Source organism: Pseudoclavibacter sp. Z016, assembly GCF_002931215.1.
Lineage (GTDB): Bacteria > Actinomycetota > Actinomycetes > Actinomycetales > Microbacteriaceae > Pseudoclavibacter.
The window spans coordinates 163,020-185,280 of the sequence record NZ_PSTU01000002.1; the positions used below are offsets into that span (position 1 = coordinate 163,020).

A 22,261-nucleotide genomic window follows, 5' to 3' on the forward strand; every position below is an offset into this window, starting at 1 on the left:
TGCTTCTCCTGAGGACGGCGGTGCCGACACGACACTGTGCTGCTGGGTGCGCCCAGCACGCACAGACTATTACGTACTAGCGCTCGACGTCTAGTACGTATAAGGTTGCCTCCAATCGGCCGGGAGACCCGGCCAGAATCGCGCAGAGATCACCCAGGAGCGCGACGAACCGCGGAGACAAAGGAGTTCTCATCACTTCCACGCATGGGGCATCAGCGTCAGAGACGACCCTGCCCAAACTCACGCCAGGCCCGTACCGCAAGCGGCTCGGACTCATCTCGATCGTCGCCTGCTTCGGCGGACTGCTCTTCGGCTACGACACGGGTGTCATCAACGGCGCGCTGCGCCCCATGGCCGCGGAGATCGGCCTCGATGCCTTCACGGAGGGCGTCGTCACCAGCTCCCTCGTGTTCGCCGCCGCCTTCGGCGCGCTCTTCGGAGGACGCATCTCGGACGCCATCGGCCGCCGCCACACGATCATCATCCTCGCCGTGCTGTTCTTCCTCGGCACGGTCGTCGTCGTCGCGTCGCCGAACTTCGCGCTGCTCGTCGTCGGGCGCGTCATGCTGGGGCTCGCCGTCGGCGGCGCATCCACCGTCGTGCCCGTCTACCTGGCAGAGCTGGCGCCGTTCGAGATCCGCGGTTCGATCACAGGCCGCAACGAGGTCGCGATCGTCACGGGCCAGCTCTCCGCGTTTGTCATCAACGCCATCCTCGGCAACACGCTCAGCCACATCGACGGGGTCTGGCGCATCATGTTCGCCGTCTGCGCGATTCCCGCCATCGCCCTCTTCTTCGGGATGCTGCGCATGCCCGAGTCGCCGCGCTGGCTGGTCGAGAAGGGCCGCCACGCGGACGCGCTCACCGTGCTCAAGACGGTGCGCTCCGAGGAACGCGCGATCGCCGAGCTCGGCGAGGTCGAGCAGGTCACGAAGGAGGAGCAGACGGAAGCGAAGGTCGGCCTCGGCGCGGTGCTCACGAACAAGTGGCTCATCCGCATCCTGCTCATCGGCATCGGCGTCTCCATGATGCAGCAGCTGACGGGCATCAACTCGATCATGTACTACGGCCAGGTGGTGCTCATCGAGTCGGGCTTCGAGGCGGATGCCGCTCTCATCGCGAACATCGCGCCCGGTGTGGTCGCCGTCATCGGCGGGTTCATAGCGCTGTACATGATGGACCGCGTCGACCGCCGGAAGACGTTCGCGATCGGCCTCACGCTGACGACGACCTGCCACCTGCTCATCGGCGCCGCTTCCCTGCTGCTCCCGGTCGGCAACCCGGCCCGCCCGTTCGTGATCCTCATCCTCGTCGTCGCATTCGTCGCCTCGATGCAGACCTTCTTGAACGTCGCCGTCTGGGTGTACCTCGCGGAGATCTTCCCGCTGCACATGCGCGGCCTCGGCATCGGCGTGTCCGTGTTCTTCGGCTGGATGACCAACGGCTTCCTGGCGCTCTACTTCCCGAGCCTGATCGCCGGGATGGGCATCAGCGGGGTGTTCTTCCTGTTCGCCGGTATCGGGGCGCTCGCGTTGCTCTTCACGATCACGCAGGTTCCCGAGACCCGCGGGGTGACCCTCGAGAAGCTCGAGGTCGGCGTCACGACGGGAGCAATCCACGTGCTCGGAAAGACCCGCTAGCCACCACAGAATTCACGACTCGGCCGCTTCTGCGAGCGGCCGACCCGCCCGCGGGATCGGCTTCGATCTGGACGTCCGAGCCGACTCCGCGGGCTCTTTCTGTGCGCTGCGCCGACCCCAACACCTCAACCGCGAGAGGTCAGACCTGAGTGCGAGCAGCGGACAATATTCGCGCGCTTTCCGCGACAAACACTGTAAATTTCGGTTAATCATCGGATGAATCGGGGCATTTTGGGGGTTTGGGCCTTTCCCCGCGTTGATTGAAACGATACAGTCAACGGACCACGAGACGAAGGAGTCCCGCCCCTATGGCTGAACGCACACGCCGCCTCCCACTGCTATCGAGCGCCAGTGTTCTCACTGCCGCCTTCATCGGCCTGCCGTTGCTCGCCGCGCCCGCGCAGGCGACAACCAGCCCGATCGACACCCCACCACCCGCGGCTTCCTCCACCGCACAACCCACTGCGACCCCGACCCCCACCGCAAGCGCCTCCCCACTGCCATCGGCGAGCGCGTCCGCGACGACTTCCCCAACACCCGGCCCGCTCGTCTGCGACGACCGGGGCGCACCGTACGACTTCGCCGATACCTCCGAGACCGTCATCGAGGAATCGGAGCTCGGCCTCACCTGGGCGGGCATGTACGTCCTCCAGGACCTCCTGACCCAGGACGATCGCCAATACGTCGGCTTCTACACCGACGACCGCGAGATGGTCATCGCCCAGCGCGCCCTCCGCACCGACGGGACCAGCGCAGGCGATTGGATCTACCAGCCCCTCCCAGAGACGCTCGAATGGGACAGCCACAACTACATCTCGCTGGGCCTCGACCGCGACGGTGCGCTCCACGTCGCCGGCAACATGCACGATGTCGCGCTGAACTACTACCGCACCGATGCATCCGGTGACGTGACGACCCTGACCGCGGTCCCGACCATGGTCGACCCAGCGACAGAAGACTCCGTGACCTACCCGGAGTTCGTCAACCGCAAGGACGGCAGCCTCGTGTTCAGCCACCGAAACGGCGGCTCGGGCTCGGGTGTCACCTACTTCAACCTGTTCGACGAGACGACGCAGTCATGGTCGCGCCTGATCGACCAGCCCCTCTTCGACGGCGCCGGTACGACCGAGAACCCGGAAGGCACCTGGAACTCCTACTATCAGGGCCCCACGTTGGGCCCCGACGGAAAGTTCCACCTGCTCTGGGTCTGGCGAGACACCCCGGACGCCGCCACGAACAGCATGCTCAGCTACGCGAGCAGCGACGACCTCGTGACCTGGCAGGACAGCAAGGGCGAACCGCTCACCACCCCATTCACGTATGGAGCCGGCGACGTCGTCGACCCGATTCCAGACTACGCAGGGCTCCTCAACGGCAACGCGCGTATCGGCTTCACTGCCGACGATGAAGTGCTGATCAGCTACCACAAGTACGACGAAGCGGGGAACTCGCAGGTCTTCACGGCCACGCCAGACCGCACCTCCTCCGACCCAGCCTGGAAGATCGACCAGGTGTCCGACTGGGAGGGGCGATGGAGCTTCGGTGGCGGCGGCAGCCTCGTCTTCGAGGTGCAGATGCTGGGCTCCGAGGTGCTGTCCGACGGCGACGTGCAGGTCAACTACCTGTGCTCAGGCGAGCCGATGAGCATCATCATCGACAGAGATCAGCAGCCGGTGACCCAGGTGTCGACCCCGCCGTACCCGGCGCAGGTCGCAGAGCTCGCCGGCACGTATCCGGGACTGCAGGTGAACGTGCAGCAGGACCGAGGCGGCAACACGGACAATGGCCGATACGTCCTCCGGTGGGAGAGCCTCGGTCAGAACCGCGACCTGCCGCGGGACGAATGGCCAGAAGGTGGATCGACGCTCTCCGTGCTGCTGCTCCGAGCAGCGTCGGAGACTCCGCCGGAGACGATCGACCCCACGGCCACTTCGCAGCCCACGGCGACGGCAACCGCCACCGCGCTGCCGCCGATCTCAGTCCAGCCGACGGAGATGACCGGGACCGGGGGCCAGGGGCCAGGCACGATTCCATCCGCGCCGGGCTCCGCCGAGGCCGACAGCGGTTCCGAGCTCGCAACCACCGGCGCCGACCTGCCGTGGCTCGCCTTCGGGGCCGCCGGTGCGCTGCTCCTGCTCGGTGCGGCACTCCTGGCTCGGAGAAAGAACGCCTGAGCCCGCCGACAACACCTGAAGTCATCACCCAAGAGCGCCCCTCCGCTGGTCTGCGGAGGGGCGCTCCTCTCATCCGCACCCCGAGACGGATCACGCGGGGCGCCACCTCGCGCCACTGGACACCGCGCCCACGTCGAGCTAGCAGACATCGGATGAATGCGACTACACTCCGATCATGGCAGTCACCGACGGAGCTATCCTGCAGATCAAGGAGATGATCGTCTCCGGCGATCTCGTGCCTGGGTCCAAACTCCCCCCAGAGAAGGAGCTGAGCGATCGACTCGGGTTGTCGCGCAGCTCGCTTCGCGAGGCCGTCAAGGCGCTCGAAGTCATCCGGGTCCTGGATGTGCGGAGGGGCGACGGCACGTACGTCACGAGTCTCGAGCCACGCCTGCTGCTTGAGGCGATGAACTTCGTCGTCGACCTGCACCAGGATGACAGCGTGCTCGAGATCCTCGCAGTGCGACGCATGCTCGAGCCTCAGGCTGCGGCCGTGGCCGCGCGGGAGGCCTCGCCCGAGCAACTCGAGAACCTCGAGGAGATTCTCCGTGAGATCGGTGACGACACCGAGGTCGAGGGGCTCATCGAGCACGACCTGAAGTTCCATCGCCACATCGTCGAGAGCACCGGGAACAAGTACCTGACGAGCCTCATCGACTCGCTGTCCAGCCGGACCGTGCGGGCCCGCGTCTGGCGCGGCATCACTCAGGCTGGAGCAGTTGCACGGACGATCGACGAGCATCGGGCCATTCTGGACGCGCTCCGCTCAGGAGACGCGGAGCTCACTGCGGCACTCACGCTCGCCCACGTGTCCGGTGTCGAGCGCTGGCTGCGAGACGCTCGATGAGGGTCGCGCTGCACTCGGAGATCAAGCCGGGCGCCATCGAGCGGTATCGCGAAAGCCATGCGGTGATTCCCACCGAGCTCGTTGCGACGTTCGACCGCGTCGGAATCCGCAGCTGGACCATCTACCGCTCAGGGCATCGGCTGTTCCACGACGTGATCTGCGACGACTGGGAAGCGGCGAACGCAGCACTCGACGGAGATGCCGCGAACGCGCGCTGGCAGGAAGACATCGGACGCTTCGTCGAACTGTTCCGAGGCCCCGACGGCAAAGACGGGTACTCGCCGCTCGAATTGATGTGGGATCTCGAGGCTCAGAAGCGGCGCAGCTGACATGAGCGGAGTCCGCGGTTCAGGGCCGGTGGATGCGCACGTGCACGTCTGGGACCGGGCGCGGGTGCGGTTCGACTGGCTCGACGCACTGCCGGACCTCTCCGCGTCGCGACTGCCCGCGGAGTACGACGCTCAGCGAGGCGACGTGCACGCGGCCGTCTTCGTGCAGGCTGGCGCCGCCCCAGAAGACGCACTGACGGAGGCCAGCTGGGTGCAGTCGCTTGCGCCGAAGTGGCCGGCGCTCTCCGGCATCGTCGCGGACGCCGACCTCCTGCGCGGCGTCCCCGCACTCGAGGCACACCTCGACGCCCTCGAGCACCTCGAGCTCTATCGCGGCGTTCGTCACCTGCTGCAGGACCTCCCCCGTGGCGCCGTGGCTTCAGACGCACTCGTCTCGGGCCTTGGCGTGCTCGCCCGGCGCGGTGCGAGCTTCGATGCCTGCGTGCGCTGGTGGCAGCTCGAGGAGTTGGCGGACGCGGTGTCCCGCGCCGCTTCGCTGCCGGTGATTCTCGACCACGTCGGCAAGCCCCCGCTCGCCGACGACGAGCGCGACGCGAGCTGGGCGTCCTGGGAGCGCGGCCTGCGCAGGCTCGGCGCCCTGCCGAACGTCTCCGTCAAGCTGAGCGGCTTGTCTGCCGAGGCTGGCCCGAGCTCGCAGGCGAGCTTCGCCGCTCGGGTCGGACGAGTCGTCGATACAGCACTGGCTGTCTTCGGCCCAGACCGCTGCATGTTCGGGAGCGACTGGCCGGTGAGTGCCGTCGGCGCCGCCGGACTCACGACAGCCGAGTGGCTGGAGTTCGTACGCGCGCGATTGTCGGACGCCGAGTGGCTGCAGGTCGGGACGGAGACGGCGGCGCGGGCCTATCGACTGCGGCGATGACCTGATGGCGGTGCCAGCCGGCACCGCCATCAGGTCATCGGCGTCAGCGCTCGAATGCTGGAGCAGGAATGAGGCCGAGCCGCTCGAGCTCGAGCCACAGCTCTTCGGGGATGGATGCTCGCAGGTGGCGTGCGTTCTCGCGCACGGCGGCAGCCCGCGAGGTGCCGACGACCACCGTCGAGACTGCAGGGTGGCGGAGGGGGAACTGGATGGCGGCCTGGGGAAGCGTCACCTCGTACCTCTCGCAGACCTGCGCGAGCAGGTCGACGCGTGCGGCGACCTCCTCTGGCACAGCCCCATAGTTGTAGTGCGCATCAGCCGCGCGGGTCGCCGTCGCAAGCAGTCCGGAGTTGAAGACCGCAGCCGTCACCACCCTCACGCCACGCGCGAGGCAACGAGGCAGCAGCTCGCTGGCTGCTGGCTGCTCGAGCAACGTGTAGCGGCCGGCGATCATGACCACGTCGATGTCGCTCTCCTCGACGGCCCGGAGCGCCGCACCGACGTCGTTGACGCCGATGCCGACCTCCGCGACGACACCCTGCTCGCGCAGCTCCACAAGAGCAGGCAGCCCTTGGGAGATGCCGGCGTCGAGGTCATAGACGTCGGGGTCGTGGAGGTAGGCCACGTCGACCCGGTCGACGCCCATCCGCTCGAGCGACTCATGGAGACTTCGCTCGACGCCCGACCTCGACGGGTCGAACCGGCGGATGCGGTCGGCGGGCACAGCGAACCCATCGGCTTCGTCTGTCCTGCCATCGAAATCCGGGTTGGGCACCAGGAGACGCCCCACTTTCGTGGAGAGCACGTACTCGTCCGAAGGAAGGCCGGACAGGAACGCCCCGAGCCTTCGCTCGGACAAGCCGAGCCCGTAATGCGGCGCCGTGTCGTAGACCCGAACGCCTTCGTCCCATGCCGCCGCGAGAGCCGCACGGGCCTGCTCGTCGCTGACCTCCCGGTAGAGATTGCCGAGAGAGGCGGCCCCGAAGCCCAGCCGGTCGATCACGCGACCACGACCGGCTCTGAGGAGAACGCGTAGTCGATGAGGGTCTGCGAGAGCATCTCCGTTCCGGCGCCGGGGGCGAGCGGGGTGACGTAGTGCCCGTCTTCGAGGACAGTCGGGCTCACGAAGTGCTCGTGCAGGTGATCGACGAACTCGATCATCCGATTCTCCATCGTGCCGCTCACGGCGACGAAGTCGAACATCGAGAGGTGCTGCACAGCCTCGCAGAGCCCCACTCCGCCCGCGTGCGGGCAGACACGCACGCCGAACTTCGCGGCGAGCAGGAGGTTCGCGATGTTCTCGTTGACGCCTCCGACACGGCTCGCGTCGATCTGCATGACCTGCATGCCATCGGCCTGCAGGAACTGCTTGAACATGACCCGGCTGTGCGCGTGCTCGCCGGTGGCGACGGGGATGGGTGCGATGGCGCGGGAGATGGCGGCGTGCGCGAGGACGTCGTCCGGGCTGGTCGGCTCCTCCACCCAGGCGATCCCGTAGGGAACGAGCGCGGTGATCCACTCGATGGCATCCCGCGTGTCCCAACGCTGGTTCGCGTCGATCGCGATGGGAAAGTCGGGGCCGCAGATCTCGCGGGCGATGCGCATCCGCCGGATGTCGTCATCCAGGTCTCCGCCCACCTTGAGCTTGATCTGCGGGAAGCCGTCGTCGAGCGCCTCCCTGCAGAGTCGCGCAAGCTTCTCATCGGAGTAGCCGAGCCATCCGGGGGTCGTCGTGTAGGCCGGGTAGCCCGTGCGCAGGAGGGTCGCCTCCCGCTCTGCTCTTCCCGGTTCGGAGGCTCGAAGGATCTGCAGCGCATCCTCGCGGGTCAACGCGTCGGACAGGTAGCGGAAATCGACCAGCTGCACGAGCTCTTCTGGCGACATGCGCGACAGGAGCCGCCAGAGCGGCTCACCGGCGCGCTTGGCCTTGAGATCCCACAGGGCGTTGACGACGGCGCCGATGGCCATGTGCATGACGCCCTTCTCGGGGCCGAGCCAGCGCAGCTGGGAGTCGTACACGAACCCTCGGTAGGTGGCGCCCATATCGGCGAGCAGCTCCTCGACGTCCCGCCCGATGAGGTACTGCTCGAGCGACCGGATGGCGGCCACCTGCACGTCGTTGCCGCGGCCGATCGTGAAGGCGAACGCGTGGCCCGCGAGGCCGTCTGCGGCGTCGGTCTCGATCACCGCATACGCCGCCGAGTAGTCGGGGTCGAGATTCATCGCGTCGGTGCCGTCAGCGGTCAGAGACGTCGGGAACCGGACGTCGACAGTCGTCAGTGACTGAACTTTGCTCATTGTTCCTCCTTGCCGAGAACTGTAAACATCGGATCAATACCGCGTCAAGTGTTACAGTAGCCGCGTCGTAGGCCCTCAGAGGTCGTAATCTTCAGATGTTTGGAGCGTATGTATGCGTTTTCTTCGATTGGGTGACGAGGGGGCAGAGATCCCCGTCCTTCGCGCGGCCGGCACGGACTTCGACCTGCGAGGGGTCACCGAAGACCTCGACGGCGGGTTCTTCGAGCACGGTGGCATCGCTCGCGTCCGAGCGGCGCACGAGGCCGGGGAGCTCCCCGAGCTCGACGGAGCAGAAGCACTCCGCGTGGGCACTCCCGTCGCGCGCCCATCGGCGATCATCTGCGTCGGGATGAACTACGCAGCCCACGCCGCAGAGTCAGGCGCCGCACCCCCGAGCGACGTCGTCATGTTCCTCAAGACACCCAACACGGCCTCCGGGCCGTTCGACGACGTGCCCCTGCCGCGGGGCTCAAAGAAGTCGGACTGGGAGGTCGAGCTCGGCGTCGTCATCTCGAAGCGCGTCAGCTACCTCGAGAGCAGCGACGAAGCACTGGATGCGGTCGCCGGCTTCCTCATCGGCAACGACCTCTCCGAGCGGGCCTGGCAGCTCGAAGCCCCGGGTGGGCAATGGAGCAAGGGCAAGTCGGCCCCTCGGTTCTCGCCGCTCGGGCCTGAGCTGGTGACTCCGGACGAAGTCGACTTCCGAGCACTGCGCCTTCGCAGCTTCGTCAACGGCGAGCCGAGGCAGGACTCCTCGACAGCCGACATGATCTTCGATGTCCCGCACATCATCTGGACACTGAGCCAATACCTCACGCTCGAGCCGGGCGATGTCGTCCTCACGGGCACTCCGGAAGGGGTCGCTCTTTCCGGACGGTTCCCGTATCTGCAGGTCGGCGACGTGGTCGAGCTCAGCATCGATGGCCTCGGAACGCAGCGGCAGGTGATCGTGTGAGCGGATCCATGCAGGGGCTTGTCGCGATCGTGACCGGCGGCGCCTCTGGGATCGGCGCCGCGATCGTGACGCGACTCCAGGAAGCTGGGGCGATCGCCGTGCCGTTCGATCTCGCGCCGAGCGAGGGAGGCGCCGTCGTCGACATCGGCGACGACGCGGCTGTGCGGGCGGGCGTGGAGTGGGTCGTCGAACAGCACGGGCGGGTCGACATCGTCGTCAACAATGCCGGCATCAGCACGGTCGGGACGATCGAGACCAACTCCGACGAAGAGTGGCACCGCGCGTTCGATATCAACGTGCTCGGGGCTGTGAGGGTCACGCGAGCCGCGTTGCCACATCTGCGTCGCTCGCCCAGCGCAGCGGTTGTGAACACCTGCTCGATCGCATCGACTGCAGGTCTCCCACAGCGCGCGGTCTACGGAGCGACGAAGGGAGCGCTCCTGGCACTGACGCTGCAGATGGCCGCGGATCACCTCGCCGACGGGGTACGCGTGAACGCAGTGAACCCGGGCACCGCGGACACACCGTGGGTTCAGCGGCTGCTCGCCGACTCCGCCGATCCCGACGCGGCGCGCGCCGCGCTCGAGGCGAGGCAGCCACAGGGCAGATTGGTGGACGCCGACGAGGTCGCCGAGGCCGTGGCCTACCTCGCGAGTCCGGCCGCACGTTCGACAACGGGCACGAGCCTCGCGGTCGACGGCGGGATGGCCGGACTCCGCGTGTCGCCTGCTGCGAGTTGAACCGATGTTTACCCGCATTCCATCCATTGAATTGACTCAAACTCACTCTTGACCATCTAAACATCGGATGATTAGATCGCCTCAGGCGAAGCTTCGGGGCCGCACGCCCCAACATCGCAACATCAAAGGAGATAACGATGAAGAGACGCACGAAGACTGCCGCCGCCGTCCTGGCAATCGGGTCGCTGGCCCTCGCAGGATGCGCGTCGGGAGACTCTGCCGAATCCGCTGACGGGCTCGTCTGGTCGATGTGGATCGGATCCACGGAAGACCAGACAGCCTGGCAGGCCGTCGGCGAAGCAGGAGCCGCCGCCTCAGGGGTGAACGTGACCTTGCAGGGAGCACCATTCGCCGACTACTGGACGAAGCTGTCCACGCAGCTCGGCACCTCCGCCGCCCCGTGCATCGTCTCGATGCAGAGCCTCCGCATCAACCAGTTCAACAGCGGCCTCCTGCCGCTCGACGACCTCATCGCCGGCTCCGACATCGACCTCGCCGAATTCGACCAGGGCGCGCTCGACGCGATGCAGGTCGACGGCCAGCAGTACGCGATTCCCTACGACACAGGCCCCATGGTGCTCTTCTACAACAAGGACGCCTTCGCCGCGGCGGGCGTCGCCGACCCGACTCCCGGCTGGACCGCAGACGAGTTCGATGCGGCCACCGCGAAGCTCAAGGACGCCGGCCAGGTGGGCTTCGCATCGACGGTCGAGGACCTCTTCCTCGAGAGCAGCGTGCTCGCCTACAACGGAGGCCGCGTCCTCGATGAGAACGGCGAGTTCACCTTCGACGACTCAGCCTTCGGCGAGGGAGTCGAATGGATCGCGGAAGCAGTCCAGGACGGCCGCGCGACAGTCGCCAACGGACCGGACAACACCGCGGACGACAACGCCTTCGTGAACGGCTCAGCCGCCTCCGTCGTCGGAGGCCCGTGGCTGCTGCTCGACTTCAACGCGAAGACGGACTTCGAGATCGGCGTCGCGACGCTGCCCGCCGGCCCGAACGGCGGAGGCACCTTCTCGGCCGGCAGCGGCTTCGGCATCTCCTCGGAGTGCGCAGACCCGGAAGCCGCCCTCTCTGCCATCGCAGGCATGACCTCCGAGGAGGTGCTGACCTCGCTCGCTGAGCAGGGCCGCGCCTTCCCGGCACGCACCGCCGCGCAGCAGGTGTGGTTCGACAACGCCGGTATCGACGGCCTCCAGGAGGCCATGGATGCGGCGCTCGAGACGGCGATCCCCCTCCCGGGTTCCGCGAAGGGCGACCAGTTCAACCAGCTGCTCGTCCAGTACGGGCCGCAGATGGTGAACGGCGACAAGCCGGCGGATGAAGTCCTGCCCGAGATCGCGACGCAGCTCGGATCATGACGCTCACCACTGAACCGGAGGCGACGACGCCCGCGGTTCCCTTGACCACCGAGGCGAAGCGAGAGCCAGCGCCGCCGCGCAGGCAGCGCCCGAACCTGTGGGGGCCGGCATTCGCTGCCCCCCACGCGATCGGGCTCGGGCTCTTCACCTTGACCCCCATCGTCATCGCGCTCGTCATGAGCTTCCACGACTGGCCGATGATCGGCAGCCCGACGTTCACCGGCATGGACAACTTCCAGCGCCTGTTCGCTGACGAGACCTTCAGGGCCGCGTTCGGCAACACGCTCCTCTTCGTCGTCCTCTACCTTCCGCTGAACCTCATCGTCTCGATGGGCATGGCCGCATGGCTGTCACCGCGCATCAAGGGACGCCAGTTCTTCAGGGTGCTGTTCTTCCTGCCGACCGTCACGCCGATCGTCGCCAATGCGGTCGTCTGGCGTCTCATCTACGAGCCCGGCGGCACGCTCGACGCGACGTCGCAGACGCTCTTCGGGATCGAGCTGCCGAACTTCCTGGCCGATCCCAACTGGGCCATGGCCGCGATCGTCGTCATGAGTGTGTGGCAGGGGTTCGGCTACAACATGCTGGTGTTCTCGGCTGCCCTCGACTCGGTGCCCGAGAACCAGATCGAAGCCGCACAGCTCGACGGCGCCAACCCCTGGACGATCTTCTGGCGCATCCAATTGCCCTTGATCTCGCCGTCGGTGTTCTTCGCCACGATCATGACGCTCATCACGTCGTTCCAGGTCTTCATCCAGCCCTACATCCTCACCAAGGGAGGGCCCGGAACCTCGACGCTGACGCTCGTGCAGTTCATCTACAACCAGGGCTTCACGTTCCAGCAGCTCGGGCTCGCCGCCGCAGCCGGCTGGGTGCTGTTCATCATGATCCTGGTCATCACCGCCGTGCAGTTCATCGGCCAGAAGAAGTGGGTGCACTATGAGTAGCGGCACCACCCAGGTCCGACGCAGGGCAGCAGTTCCGAGTCGAACAGGTCAGCGCATCCGTTCCGCCATCGGCTACGTGCTGCTCGGGATCGTCACGCTCATCTTCATCTCGCCGCTTCTCGTGATGATCGGGTCATCTCTCAAGAAGCCGAACGAGATCTTCTCCACTCCCCCGAGCCTCTTCGGCTCGACCCTCGAATGGGGCAACTTCGTCGAGGTCTTCGAGTACGCCCCCTTCGGCCAGTACCTGATGAACGGCATGATCGTCGCCGTGCTCGGGACCGCGCTCACGCTCGCGGTCGCCGCGCTCTCCGGCTACGCGTTCTCTCGGCTCAAGTGGAAGGGTCGCGGCGCCACGTTCGCCGTGTTCCTGGCGACCATGATGCTCCCGCAGGAGGTCATCATCGTGCCGGCTTTCGTGCTCATGCGCTCGCTGGGGTGGGTGAACTCGTACGAGGCGCTCATCATCCCCTGGGCGTTCACCGCGCTCGGTGCCTTCCTGCTCCGCCAGTTCTACATGACGGTGCCGCAGGAGCTCGAAGACGCAGCCCGCCTCGATGGCGCAGGAACGGTGACGATCTTCTTTCGCATCATGCTGCCCCTCTCCCGGTCCACGCTCGCCGTGCTCGCGGTCTTCACCTTCATCACGTACTGGAACTCGTTCCTGTGGCCACTCATCATCGTCAACGATGTGAGCGCCCTCGGGACGATCCCGCTCGGACTCCAGCAGTTCTTCGGCCAGCAGGGCACCCAGTGGCATCTGCTCATGGCGGCGTCCGTCATCTCGATGCTCCCGACGACCGTCCTGCTCGTGGCGCTGCAGAAGCACCTCGTCAAAGGTGTCGTCACGTCCGGCATGGGCGGCCGCTGACCGCGACTCCCGTCGCCCACCGACGGCCCTCCCCCACCCCAACCAGGCAACAGCAACCGCTTCAGAGAGGAAGCCGCTTCCCATGGCAATGTTCAAGTCAGAGCCCGTCCGCCCAGAGGCCTACAAGAAGTTCGAACGCGAGACACCCGAGTGGTACCAGGATGCGAAGCTCGGCATCTTCGTGCACTGGGGACCGTACTCGGTGCCGGCCTGGGCCGAGCCGATCGGTCCGCTCGGGACGTTCGACGAGGAGTACTGGTTCCGGCACAACCCCTACGCCGAGTGGTACTACAACACGGTGCGCATCGAGGGCAGCACGGCGCACCAGCATCAGCAGGAGGTGTTCGACGGCGCCCCGTATGACGCGTTCATCGACCTGTGGAAAGCGGAGAACTTCGATGCGGGGGCCGTCATGGACCTCGTGAAGTCGACCGGGGCTCGCTACTTCGTCCCCACCACGAAGCACCATGACGGCGTGGCGCTGTGGGACGCTCCGGGAACCGGCGACCGCAACACCGTGCAGCGCGGCCCCCACCGCGATCTCGTCGCGGAGTTCAAGGACGCCGCCGAGGCTCGCGGCGTGAGGTTCGGCGTCTACTACTCGGGCGGACTCGACTGGCACTTCACCGACGCCGCCGTCATCGACGGCCCCATCGAGGGAGACCGACGCCCCGTCGACAAGGAGTACGCCGACTACGCGCACGACCACGTCGTGGACCTCATCGAGAAGTATCAGCCTGAGGTGCTGTGGGGCGACATCGAGTGGCCGGACGCTGGCAAGGGGCCAGGCGAGAAGAGCCTGGTCAACATCTTTGAGAAGTTCTACGCGAGCCGTCCGGATGGGGTCTCGAACGACCGGTGGGGCGAGACCCACTGGGACTTCCGGACCAGCGAGTACGAGCAGGGACGCGCCCAGGAAGGTGACGGCGCCTGGGAGAACTGCCGCGGCGTCGGGTTCTCGTTCGGGCACAACACGCTGGAGGACGAGTCGAACTCGCTCAGCGGCGTCGACGCGATTCGGAACTTCGTCGACATCGTGTCCCGTGGCGGCAACTTCCTCCTGAACATCGGGCTCACGGCCTCAGGCGAGGTGCCAGAGCTGCAGCGGCACACGCTCGAGGTGCTCGGGGCCTGGAACGCGGTGCACGGAGAGGCCGTCTTCGGCTCACGTCCGCTGGATTCGATGCTCGGCGCAGAGAGCGACACTCCGTGGGTGCGTTGGACGCGCACGGGTGGCATCGCGAACGCCTTCGTGGATCTGCCTGTCGGCGAGACCGTCGTCCTCGAGGCACTGTCCGATCGGCTCGACCTCGCGGGGGCGGAGGTCGTCGGCGCGACCTCCCGTGTTGACGGTGACACGGTGACGCTCATGCGCGCAGACGGTGCCGTCGAAGGCCTCGTTCGCGTCTCCTTCCCGATCCGCGGCGACGTCGAAGCGTAGGTATCGACGTCGGAAACCACGACGCCGCCCGAAGCTGTCATCGCGACAGCCTCGGGCGGCGTCGTGGTTTCCGCCGTCACCTGCTGCCGCCCTGTGCCACCGAATGCCGAGGTCGTGCGCCGAAGGTCAGCCTCCAGCGTCAGCTGTTCGACGACTCCCCATCGACGACCGCGGTGACGCGGTCGAGGTACAGCGAGACGAGCTTCGCCTCCTGCGGGGAGAGATCCTCGGAGAGGCTGCGGATCTGGCCGGAGACGGGGTCGATCTCGTCGGCATCGAGGTCGGTGTCGACCGGAACGATCATCTTGCGTCGACGGTCATCCGGGTCCGGCGCCGTTCGCACGAGGCCCGATTCGGTGAGGCGCTGCACGAGCATCGTCGCCGACGCGCTCGTGACGTCGAGCCAGTCGGCCAGCTCGCCAGGGCTCGTTCGCTTCCCCTCACCGGTGCGCTCGAGGATGAACCGCATCGCGGACCGGTGGGTCTCGCTCAGCTCACCGGTCGCCTGGCGGCGCCGCCCGAGGCGCGCCTCCGCTCGGCGCAGCTCGTCGACGGCCTCAGAGGCCTCGTCCCCTGGAGTCGCGGAGGGGCGCTCACGGGTCGTCGAGTTCTGTTCGCGGTTCCTTGAGACGTCAGTCATGAGCTGTGGTCACCGACCCGATCAGAGGAACGCGGAGACGGCGGCGATGCAGCCGACGCTGAGCGTCGCACCGATGACGGACAGGGCGAGAAACTCCTTCGGGAGCGTACGTCGCTGGTAGGCGTCCCAGTAGCGGTCCGAAGTGGAGCGCTTGGCTGACTTCTCAGAGGCGGAGGTGGGAGCGAGGGAAGTCATGTAGTTAGCCTAGCTACGTTCACGGAGGGCAACAAGGTGAGAACTCCCCACCCCGAGTGCGAACTGCAGCTCGAACCAGAACGAGCCACCGGCGCGCCAAGCACCGGTGGCTCGCTTCCGCAGCAGTCTTCAGAAGAGCTGGTACGCACCGATCAGGCCGCCCACGATGAGCATCACGAGCGCCACGAGGATGCCCCGCACGATGACCTTCTTGAAGTGGTCTCCGAGGTTGACGTTCGCAAGCCCGATGAGCAGCAAGAAGGAAGCCACGAGTGGGCTGGACTGATGCAGCGCCTGTCCAACGAGCCCAGCGCGCGCCATCTCGACGGGAGCGATCCCGTAGTGGCTCGCCGTCTCCGCGAGGATCGGAAGCACTCCGAAGTAGAACGCGTCGTTGGTCATGATGAACGTGAGCGGGATGCTGAGCAACCCCGCGATGACGGGCATGAACGATCCCATCCAGTCCGGGATGATCGAGACGAGCCACGCGGCCATCTCGGTGATCATGCCGGTGCCGTTCATGATGCCGGTGAGGACGGATGCGGCGAAGACCATGCCGACGACACTGATCACACTGTCGGCGTGAGCTTTGATCTGCGCGGACTGTTCCTTGATCTTCGGGAAGTTCACGACAAGGGCGATACCGGCGGCGGCCATGAAGATAACGGCAGGCTCGACGACATCCATGACAAGCAGCGTCATGACGGCCAGGGTGAGGACGAGGTTGAACCAGATCAGCCTCGGACGTGCGTTGGGGCGGGTCTGGATGGTGCCGGTCTCCGTGACCTCACGAGCGAAGTCGTTCTCGATGACCACCGATGAGCCCGTCTTGGGCATTCCCTCTGCGGCGGCGATGCTGTGCACGAGCTGCCGGCTGGAGTTCTTGTCGACTGAGGGTGACACGCCGCCGCCTTCGCCGGGCAGGGACAGCCTGCCGATGCGCTTGCGCTCGGAACGGCCCAGGAAGTATGCGAGGACCAGCACGGTGACGACGCCCGCGAAGATCGCAGGGGCCATGGGGACGAAGATGTCGATCGGCGACACCCCAAGGGCCGCCGCGGCGCGAGCAGTCGAACCGCCCCACGGCACGGTGTTGAGGACACCGTTGGAAAGTGCCGCGACGACGGTGAGCACGACAGGGCTGAGCCCAAGACGCAGGTAGAGAGGCAGAAACGCCGAGGTGACGATGATGAAGGTGGTGGAGCCATCCCCGTCGAGCGAGACGATGCTCGTCAGCAGCGCGGTCCCGATGACCAGACGCACCGGATCGTCCTTCACGAAGCGCAGGATGAGTCGGATCAGTGGGTCGAAGAGGCCGACGTCGATCATCGTCCCAAAGAAGATGATTGCGAAGAACAGCAGTGCCGCGGTTGGTGCGAGCTTGAGCAAAGACTCGATCACCATGTCACCCATGCCGAGGCCAGCCCCAGTGAACGCCCCGAAGATCAGGGGGACGAGGATGAGCGTGGCGATGGGGGTCGCCCTCTTGCTCATCACGAGGTACATGAAGACGGCGATCATCAGAAAGCCGAGGACTACGAGCATCGTTGCTCCTCATTGTCGATACGGGGACTCTAGGTCGCCTGCGGTTGCTCAACACAACCCAGCCAGGCTAGGTACACGGAGTATATACACACAGGTATACCTATTGAGAACCTAATATGTACCCATGGTCGAAATCACGCAACCCCGTTCAGCTGATTCATCTGCCGGTGCGGTGCCGGAGCAGCTTGCGAAGACCGAGCGCGTGTATCGCCACCTGCGTGAGGACATCGAGAACGGGACATTCACCCCTGGGCAGGCGTTGCCCGAGGCGATGCTTGTGGAGCACACCGGTGCTTCACGCACGCCGGTACGTGAAGCACTCCGGCGGCTGGCAGTGGATCAGCTCGTCGAGATCGAGCCCCGACGCGCCCCGACGGTGACGCGGCTCTCGTTGCGAAGCGCCCGAGCACTGTTCGACTATCGACGCATTCTTGAGCCGGCGGCGATGAAGGCGATTGCTGCACGGCAAGTGAAAGACCCGGCGCTGAGCGTGCGATTTTTCGACCTTGAATCGGCATTCGCCGAGCTCGTGGAGGAGCCATACTCCCCGGAGTTCGCAGCCCGTTTCGCCGAGTTGACCCGCAAGTTCGATGACACCGTGGTGTCGCTCACCTCGAACGACTACCTCGCTCGAGCGATCACGGAGCTTCGACCGCACGCTTCCCGCCTGCGGAGAATTGCCCATGCCGACGTCGGCCGTCTCGCGGAGTCCGTACGAGAGCACATCGAGATGTGCCGCGCCATCGCGCAGGGCGACGGAGACAAAGCCGCGGCCGCCTGCATGAACCACCTCTTCCACGTGGATCAGGCGATTTTCACCGCCTTGCTCGACTCCACCCGCCCTGACGCGATGGTGGACATCGACGGCTGATCGCCGTCAGCGACTCGTGATCGCAACGAAGCGGTCGCCAGTCGTGATGACCTGCGAGCCGGGGACGAGGGCTCGAGCCGCCACATCCTTCCAGGTCGCATAGTGCGCCGCACGACGGTGCTCGAGGGTGAAGGCGACCTCGTCGCGGTAGATCTCGTAGAACCCGTACTGACGAGCCTCTCGGTCGATCTCGATGACATCGAAACTCAGGCAGCCGACCTCGTCGCGCACGGAGGCCTCCGCGTTCTCCCTGATCGCTGCCAGGAATTCGCTGACGTGTTGTTCCTGCACTTCAACCGTGACCCAGACGCTGAACATGTACTCTCCCTCTTGCTAGGTATACCTGAAGGTGTACCCTAACTCATGCACCAACGATGGTGCTGGTTCCGAGAGGTCGAAGAATGCAGACGATAAGCCCCCAGGGAGTTCGCGTTGAAGCCGCGGTGTGGCGTGTTTTCGCGTCGAGTGTGCTCCAGTTCCACCACTTGAAGGAAGCCGACGCTGATCTGGTCGCGGACAGCTTGGTGCAGGCCGATATGTGGGGGCATCAGTCGCATGGGCTGCTGCGCCTTCCCTGGTACGTGGCTCGCCTGAGAACCGGAGCGATGCAGGCCTCCGCAACCCCCACGACGCTCGTGGACACGGGCAGTCTCCTCCTGATCGATGGGCACGATGGAGTTGGACAGGTCCTGACTGAGCGTGCACGCAAGGAGGCCGTGACTCGGGCTCGCGTGCATGGCATCGGCGCCGTCGGCGTTCGCAATTCGAACCACTTCGGGACGGCCATGTACTTCACCCGCCGCGCGGCGCACGACGGTTGCGTCTCCATCCTGACCACCAATGCGTCCCCGGCGATGGCGCCGTGGGGTGGCCGCGAGAAGCGTGTGGGCACCAACCCATGGTCGATCGCGGCACCGAATGGCGACGGTGTGATCTCGCTCGATATCGCGAACACCGCCGTGGCGCGCGGGAAGATCTACCTTGCCCGCCAGCGGGAAGAGCCGATTCCCTCCACTTGGGCGCTCACGCCGGACGGTGCTCCGACCACTGACGCTGGCGAAGCCGTACACGGCGTGATCTTGCCTATGGCTGGCCACAAGGGATACGCCATCAGCTTCTTGATGGACGTGCTTTCCGGCGCGCTCACGGGGAGCAAAGTTGGCCGGAGCGTCCACGGGCCGTACGAGGCGGACAAGCCCTCCGGGGCTGGGCACCTCTTCCTCGCCATCGACGTCGCAACCCTGGGCTCCCCGGACGAGTTCCAATCCAGGGTTCAGCAGATGATCGACGAGGTCCACGACACCCCGCTCGCGCAGGGGCATGAACGCATCTACTACCCCGGCGAGATCGAGGACGAATCGGCAGTAGCGAACGCCGCTGCTGGCGGCATCATCCTCCCCGCGAACACCTGGGACGACCTGGCGGAACTCGCGAGCGAAGCGCGCATCGCGCTCCCCCACCGCAGCTAACTCACTTCAAAGAAGAACGGAAGAGAACAATGCCTACCGCTATCAACCCGACGACCGGCCAGAACATTGCCGACTACCCGCTGCACACCCCTGAGGACGTTGACCGCGCTCTAACCGCAGCGGTCACCGCGCAGCGGACCTGGCGGACGACACCCCTCGAAGAGCGCACGCAGCTGCTCACTCGCATCGCCGCGACACTTCGCAGCGGTGTCGACGAATACGCGGCACTCATCACCGATGAGATGGGAAAGCCCATCGCTGAGGCGCGCGGCGAGATCCTCAAGTCCGCCAAGACCCTCGACTACTACGCCGAGCACGCGGCGTCGTACCTTGCATTCGAGGAGATCGAGTCGAACGCCACAACCTCCGGCGTGGAGTTCGATCCGCTCGGCGTGGTCCTGGCGATCATGCCCTGGAACTACCCGTTCTGGCAGTTCTTCCGCTTCGCAGCGCCCGCCCTCGCTGCTGGCAACGGCGCGATCCTCAAGCACGCCAACAACGTCCCCGGCAGTGCTCTCGTCATCCAGAAGATCATGGACGAGGCCGGCACCCCAGCCGGACTCTTCTCGACGCTCATCATCAACGCGTCCGAGGTCAAGGGCATCATCGAGGACGAGCGCATCGCCGCGGTCACCCTCACCGGCTCTACCGAAGTCGGCGCACTCGTCGCCGCGCAGGCGGGCAGCGTCCTCAAGAAGCAGGTCCTCGAGCTTGGCGGCTCCGACCCCTTCATCGTGGCAGCAGATGCAGACCTCGAGGCCGCATCCACTGTTGCCGTCAGCTCCCGCTTCAACACCACCGGGCAGTCCTGCGTCAACGCGAAGCGCTTCCTCGTGGACGAGAGCATCGCGGACGAGTTCGTGAGACTCTTCACCGAGAAAGCTGCTGCTCTGGTCGTTGGAGACCCTCGCCGCGAGGAAACGCAGATCGGCCCCATGGCACGTGGCAACCTCCGAGACGCTCTGCACGAGCAGGTCGAGCGCACGCTCGAGTCCGGGGCGACGGCGCTCATCGGAGGCGCGATCCCGGACGGCCCTGGCTACTTCTACCCGCCAACGATCCTCGACCACGTCAAGCCGGGCAGCGCCGCGTTCGACGAAGAGACCTTCGGCCCCGTCGCTTCCGTCACTCGCGTCGCCAACATCGATGAGGCCGTCGAGCTCGCAAACTCCAGTGAATACGGGCTCGGGGCGACGATCTTCTCTCGCGACGTCGACGCTGCTCGAGCCACCGCACGACGAGTTGACTCGGGAGCCGTGTTCATCAACGGCCAGGTCGCCTCCGACCCGCGCCTGCCCTTCGGCGGCATCAAGCGATCCGGCTACGGGCGCGAGCTCTCCGGATACGGCATCCGCGAGTTCGTGAACGTCAAGACGATCTGGATCGGACCGGTCAGCGAATGAGCCCCATCAGCTCCTACCAGCCCCATGTCTTTCGACCGGAAGAGCTGCCCTCAAAGAATCGCGGCGGTGGTGCACGCACCATCCCCCTCGTCACCTACGGCCGAGGCGCGACTTCCTACCTCAACGGCATGACGATCTTCGACCCCGGCGCCCAGATCGGCCACCACACCCACAACGTCGCCGAATCCGTCATGGTCATCGAAGGCCGCGCCATCGTCGACATCGACGGTGAACGCTCGGAGCTCAACACCTTTGACACCACCTTCGTGCCCGCGAACATTCCCCACCACTTCGAGAACATCTCGGCCACCGAGCCCATGAGAATCCTCTGGACCTACGGATCGATCGATTCCACACGCACGCTCATCGACAGCGGTGAGCACGGGCGAATCGACGGGGAATCGGCCGACAGCGCTGGCCCCTCCGGTCTCGACTCTGTCACCGAAGTCGCGACCTTGAGAGTCCATGACGGACACCAGGCGGCGTTCGAGCGCGCCGTCGCAAGAGCAGCCCCCTTGTTCCAGCGAACTGCCGGTGCGCGCACCTTCGCGCTCGAGTCTGTCGCAGAGGACGCCACCGAGTACCGGCTCATCGTGCGATGGGAGTCCGTCGACCACCACATGGTCATCTTCCGGGAGTCTCCCGAATTCCAGGAATGGCGAGCCCTCGTGGGCGAACACCTCGCCGAACCGCCTCGTGTCGAGCATCTCAAGAACGTCTTGACGGCGTTCTGACTCCCGGTCTGCTTTGTGGTGCACGCCCCGTCGCGCCTCAGCATGTGCACCACAAAGCTCCCGTCGGGGGGCTGTCCCTAACGCCCGAGCGCACCCGAGATCCCACGCGCCGCCATCCGCACCCCGAGTGCGAACTGCGGCTCGGCGAGGCGCTCGACGTGCGCGATGATCGACACCGCCGCCACGACCTCGCCGTGCGCATCCACCACCGGAGCGGCCATCGAGAACGCACCGGGCGTCATCTCCTCGACCGACCTGGAGAGGCCCGTCGCCCGGATCTCCGCGAGCCGGCGCCGAAGTGCCTTCTCCTCGGTGATCGTGTTCGGCAGGTACTGCCGCGGCTTCGACGCGACGACCTCGTCGAAGACCTCGATGGGCGAATGCGCGAGCAGCACCAGCCCGACACCAGTCGCGTGCAGGGGCAGCCGCGTGCCGACATCCGAGATGACCCGCACCGCATTCGGGCTCGAGATGCGCTCGAGGTAGACCGCGCCGAGGCCGTCCCGCACCGCGATGTGCACGTTCTCCTCCGTTGCCTCCAGGAGATCCTCGAGATACGGCCGCGCGATGGCGCGCAAGCGCTCGACCGTCGTCCGCCGCGCCCCGAGGCGCCACAGCTTGATGCCGACCCGGTAGGTGCCCGACTCCGTACGCTCGAGCCCACCCCACTCGGTCCAGGACGCGAGCATGCGGTGCGCCGTCGACACCGGAAGGTTCGCCGCCGCCGCGACCTGCGTGAGCGTCAGCTCCTCACGAGCCGCGAACGCGTCGACGATCGCGAACAGCTTCTGCGCCACACTGCGCTCATCACCACCGCCACCGGACATGCCGCAATGGTAGCCGCGAGCGGACCATCCACATCGATGATGCTCGCCATCATGAACTTCAGCTTCCCTGATATGTGGGTTCCGGACGAAA

22 protein-coding genes are annotated in these 22,261 nt (G+C 66.0%); 15 read left to right on the forward strand and 7 right to left on the reverse strand.

The window, feature by feature from the left end:
* Nucleotides 1-137: 137 nt before the first annotated feature.
* The 5 genes from C5B99_RS01015 (at nucleotide 138) to C5B99_RS01035 (ending at nucleotide 5,870) form a co-directional block, all read left to right on the forward strand.
* Complete coding sequence (locus C5B99_RS01015; RefSeq protein WP_104239910.1) at nucleotides 138-1,640, forward strand: sugar porter family MFS transporter; 1,503 nt, start codon at nucleotides 138-140, stop codon at nucleotides 1,638-1,640.
* Nucleotides 1,641-1,948: 308 nt separating this feature from the next.
* A complete protein-coding gene (locus C5B99_RS01020) occupies nucleotides 1,949-3,814 on the forward strand; it encodes a BNR-4 repeat-containing protein (RefSeq protein WP_219819597.1) in 1,866 nt (621 codons plus the stop codon).
* Between the two features lie 175 nt (nucleotides 3,815-3,989).
* Nucleotides 3,990-4,661, forward strand: coding sequence for a FadR/GntR family transcriptional regulator (locus tag C5B99_RS01025; RefSeq protein WP_104239911.1), 672 nt, complete (start codon nucleotides 3,990-3,992; stop codon nucleotides 4,659-4,661).
* Entirely contained in the window at nucleotides 4,658-4,990 is a 333-nt protein-coding gene (locus C5B99_RS01030) for an L-rhamnose mutarotase (RefSeq protein WP_104239912.1), read from the forward strand. Before C5B99_RS01025 ends, C5B99_RS01030 begins: the two co-directional genes overlap by 4 nt.
* Before the next feature lies 1 nt (nucleotide 4,991).
* Nucleotides 4,992-5,870: an amidohydrolase gene (locus tag C5B99_RS01035; RefSeq protein WP_104239913.1), complete on the forward strand. Its 879-nt coding sequence runs from the start codon at nucleotides 4,992-4,994 to the stop codon at nucleotides 5,868-5,870.
* Nucleotides 5,871-5,913: 43 nt separating this feature from the next.
* Here the strand turns inward: C5B99_RS01035 and C5B99_RS01040 are convergent, their stop codons facing one another.
* Nucleotides 5,914-6,873, reverse strand: coding sequence for an aldo/keto reductase (locus C5B99_RS01040; RefSeq protein WP_104239914.1), 960 nt, complete (start codon nucleotides 6,871-6,873; stop codon nucleotides 5,914-5,916).
* Nucleotides 6,870-8,168: an enolase C-terminal domain-like protein gene (locus C5B99_RS01045; RefSeq protein WP_104239915.1), complete on the reverse strand. Its 1,299-nt coding sequence runs from the start codon at nucleotides 8,166-8,168 to the stop codon at nucleotides 6,870-6,872. The genes C5B99_RS01040 and C5B99_RS01045 overlap by 4 nt, the downstream gene beginning before the upstream one ends.
* A 112-nt stretch (nucleotides 8,169-8,280) precedes the next feature.
* Between C5B99_RS01045 and C5B99_RS01050 the strand changes: the two genes are divergently transcribed.
* The 6 genes from C5B99_RS01050 (at nucleotide 8,281) to C5B99_RS01075 (ending at nucleotide 14,486) form a co-directional block, all read left to right on the forward strand.
* Nucleotides 8,281-9,123, forward strand: a complete 843-nt coding sequence (locus C5B99_RS01050; protein ID WP_104239916.1) for a fumarylacetoacetate hydrolase family protein — start codon at nucleotides 8,281-8,283, stop codon at nucleotides 9,121-9,123.
* 8 nt (nucleotides 9,124-9,131) lie between these two features.
* A complete protein-coding gene (locus C5B99_RS01055; RefSeq protein WP_104239965.1) occupies nucleotides 9,132-9,863 on the forward strand; it encodes an SDR family NAD(P)-dependent oxidoreductase in 732 nt (243 codons plus the stop codon).
* 137 nt (nucleotides 9,864-10,000) lie between these two features.
* A complete protein-coding gene (locus C5B99_RS01060) occupies nucleotides 10,001-11,227 on the forward strand; it encodes an ABC transporter substrate-binding protein (protein ID WP_104239917.1) in 1,227 nt (408 codons plus the stop codon).
* Nucleotides 11,224-12,174, forward strand: coding sequence for a carbohydrate ABC transporter permease (locus tag C5B99_RS01065; RefSeq protein ID WP_104239918.1), 951 nt, complete (start codon nucleotides 11,224-11,226; stop codon nucleotides 12,172-12,174). The genes C5B99_RS01060 and C5B99_RS01065 overlap by 4 nt, the downstream gene beginning before the upstream one ends.
* Nucleotides 12,167-13,045, forward strand: a complete 879-nt coding sequence (locus C5B99_RS01070; protein WP_104239919.1) for a carbohydrate ABC transporter permease — start codon at nucleotides 12,167-12,169, stop codon at nucleotides 13,043-13,045. Before C5B99_RS01065 ends, C5B99_RS01070 begins: the two co-directional genes overlap by 8 nt.
* An 82-nt stretch (nucleotides 13,046-13,127) precedes the next feature.
* Nucleotides 13,128-14,486, forward strand: coding sequence for an alpha-L-fucosidase (locus C5B99_RS01075; protein ID WP_104239920.1), 1,359 nt, complete (start codon nucleotides 13,128-13,130; stop codon nucleotides 14,484-14,486).
* A 139-nt stretch (nucleotides 14,487-14,625) separates the two neighbouring features.
* Here C5B99_RS01075 and C5B99_RS01080 read toward each other — a convergent pair whose 3' ends face one another.
* The 3 genes from C5B99_RS01080 to C5B99_RS01085 form a co-directional block, all read right to left on the reverse strand.
* Nucleotides 14,626-15,126 (reverse strand): MarR family winged helix-turn-helix transcriptional regulator, encoded by a 501-nt coding sequence (locus C5B99_RS01080; protein ID WP_104239921.1) that lies wholly within the window; start codon nucleotides 15,124-15,126, stop codon nucleotides 14,626-14,628.
* 21 nt (nucleotides 15,127-15,147) lie between these two features.
* Complete coding sequence (locus C5B99_RS19115; protein WP_181058150.1) at nucleotides 15,148-15,321, reverse strand: hypothetical protein; 174 nt, start codon at nucleotides 15,319-15,321, stop codon at nucleotides 15,148-15,150.
* 129 nt (nucleotides 15,322-15,450) lie between these two features.
* Nucleotides 15,451-16,866 carry a CitMHS family transporter gene (locus C5B99_RS01085; protein WP_104239922.1) on the reverse strand — a complete coding sequence of 472 codons (1,416 nt, stop codon included), beginning with the start codon at nucleotides 16,864-16,866 and terminating at the stop codon, nucleotides 15,451-15,453.
* Between the two features lie 124 nt (nucleotides 16,867-16,990).
* Here C5B99_RS01085 and C5B99_RS01090 point away from each other — a divergent pair, with 124 nt between their 5' ends.
* A complete protein-coding gene (locus C5B99_RS01090) occupies nucleotides 16,991-17,737 on the forward strand; it encodes a GntR family transcriptional regulator (RefSeq protein WP_104239923.1) in 747 nt (248 codons plus the stop codon).
* 6 nt (nucleotides 17,738-17,743) lie between these two features.
* On the opposite strand, the gene C5B99_RS01095 is transcribed toward C5B99_RS01090, so the two are convergent.
* A complete protein-coding gene (locus C5B99_RS01095; protein WP_104239924.1) occupies nucleotides 17,744-18,055 on the reverse strand; it encodes a putative quinol monooxygenase in 312 nt (103 codons plus the stop codon).
* A gap of 56 nt (nucleotides 18,056-18,111) precedes the next feature.
* Here C5B99_RS01095 and C5B99_RS01100 point away from each other — a divergent pair, with 56 nt between their 5' ends.
* Genes C5B99_RS01100 through C5B99_RS19535 form a run of 3 tightly spaced genes read left to right on the forward strand, consistent with a single transcriptional unit; the run spans nucleotide 18,112 to nucleotide 21,343 of the window.
* A complete protein-coding gene (locus C5B99_RS01100) occupies nucleotides 18,112-19,206 on the forward strand; it encodes an Ldh family oxidoreductase (RefSeq protein ID WP_219819598.1) in 1,095 nt (364 codons plus the stop codon).
* A gap of 29 nt (nucleotides 19,207-19,235) precedes the next feature.
* Nucleotides 19,236-20,609 (forward strand): NAD-dependent succinate-semialdehyde dehydrogenase, encoded by a 1,374-nt coding sequence (locus C5B99_RS01105; RefSeq protein WP_104239926.1) that lies wholly within the window; start codon nucleotides 19,236-19,238, stop codon nucleotides 20,607-20,609.
* Entirely contained in the window at nucleotides 20,606-21,343 is a 738-nt protein-coding gene (locus C5B99_RS19535; protein ID WP_228496681.1) for a cupin domain-containing protein, read from the forward strand. The genes C5B99_RS01105 and C5B99_RS19535 overlap by 4 nt, the downstream gene beginning before the upstream one ends.
* Nucleotides 21,344-21,420: 77 nt before the next feature.
* Here the strand turns inward: C5B99_RS19535 and C5B99_RS01115 are convergent, their stop codons facing one another.
* On the reverse strand, nucleotides 21,421-22,170 hold the full coding sequence (locus tag C5B99_RS01115; RefSeq protein ID WP_181058148.1) for an IclR family transcriptional regulator: 750 nt from the start codon (nucleotides 22,168-22,170) through the stop codon (nucleotides 21,421-21,423).
* Nucleotides 22,171-22,261: the final 91 nt, after the last annotated feature.

Bases quoted from the DNA above. Each gene is read 5' to 3' on its own strand.
- C5B99_RS01020 (WP_219819597.1), top strand. From the start codon at position 1,949: ATGGCTGAACGCACACGCCGCCTCCCACTGCTATCGAGCGCCAGTGTT.
- C5B99_RS01025 (WP_104239911.1), top strand. From the start codon at position 3,990: ATGGCAGTCACCGACGGAGCTATCCTGCAGATCAAGGAGATGATCGTC.
- C5B99_RS01030 (WP_104239912.1), top strand. From the start codon at position 4,658: ATGAGGGTCGCGCTGCACTCGGAGATCAAGCCGGGCGCCATCGAGCGG.
- C5B99_RS01035 (WP_104239913.1), top strand. From the start codon at position 4,992: ATGAGCGGAGTCCGCGGTTCAGGGCCGGTGGATGCGCACGTGCACGTC.
- C5B99_RS01045 (WP_104239915.1), bottom strand. From the start codon at position 8,168: ATGAGCAAAGTTCAGTCACTGACGACTGTCGACGTCCGGTTCCCGACG.
- C5B99_RS01050 (WP_104239916.1), top strand. From the start codon at position 8,281: ATGCGTTTTCTTCGATTGGGTGACGAGGGGGCAGAGATCCCCGTCCTT.
- C5B99_RS01055 (WP_104239965.1), top strand. From the start codon at position 9,132: ATGCAGGGGCTTGTCGCGATCGTGACCGGCGGCGCCTCTGGGATCGGC.
- C5B99_RS01060 (WP_104239917.1), top strand. From the start codon at position 10,001: ATGAAGAGACGCACGAAGACTGCCGCCGCCGTCCTGGCAATCGGGTCG.
- C5B99_RS01065 (WP_104239918.1), top strand. From the start codon at position 11,224: ATGACGCTCACCACTGAACCGGAGGCGACGACGCCCGCGGTTCCCTTG.
- C5B99_RS01070 (WP_104239919.1), top strand. From the start codon at position 12,167: ATGAGTAGCGGCACCACCCAGGTCCGACGCAGGGCAGCAGTTCCGAGT.
- C5B99_RS01075 (WP_104239920.1), top strand. From the start codon at position 13,128: ATGGCAATGTTCAAGTCAGAGCCCGTCCGCCCAGAGGCCTACAAGAAG.
- C5B99_RS01080 (WP_104239921.1), bottom strand. From the start codon at position 15,126: ATGACTGACGTCTCAAGGAACCGCGAACAGAACTCGACGACCCGTGAG.
- C5B99_RS19115 (WP_181058150.1), bottom strand. From the start codon at position 15,321: ATGACTTCCCTCGCTCCCACCTCCGCCTCTGAGAAGTCAGCCAAGCGC.
- C5B99_RS01085 (WP_104239922.1), bottom strand. From the start codon at position 16,866: ATGCTCGTAGTCCTCGGCTTTCTGATGATCGCCGTCTTCATGTACCTC.
- C5B99_RS01090 (WP_104239923.1), top strand. From the start codon at position 16,991: ATGGTCGAAATCACGCAACCCCGTTCAGCTGATTCATCTGCCGGTGCG.
- C5B99_RS01095 (WP_104239924.1), bottom strand. From the start codon at position 18,055: ATGTTCAGCGTCTGGGTCACGGTTGAAGTGCAGGAACAACACGTCAGC.
- C5B99_RS01100 (WP_219819598.1), top strand. From the start codon at position 18,112: ATGGTGCTGGTTCCGAGAGGTCGAAGAATGCAGACGATAAGCCCCCAG.
- C5B99_RS01105 (WP_104239926.1), top strand. From the start codon at position 19,236: ATGCCTACCGCTATCAACCCGACGACCGGCCAGAACATTGCCGACTAC.
- C5B99_RS19535 (WP_228496681.1), top strand. From the start codon at position 20,606: ATGAGCCCCATCAGCTCCTACCAGCCCCATGTCTTTCGACCGGAAGAG.
- C5B99_RS01115 (WP_181058148.1), bottom strand. From the start codon at position 22,170: ATGTCCGGTGGCGGTGGTGATGAGCGCAGTGTGGCGCAGAAGCTGTTC.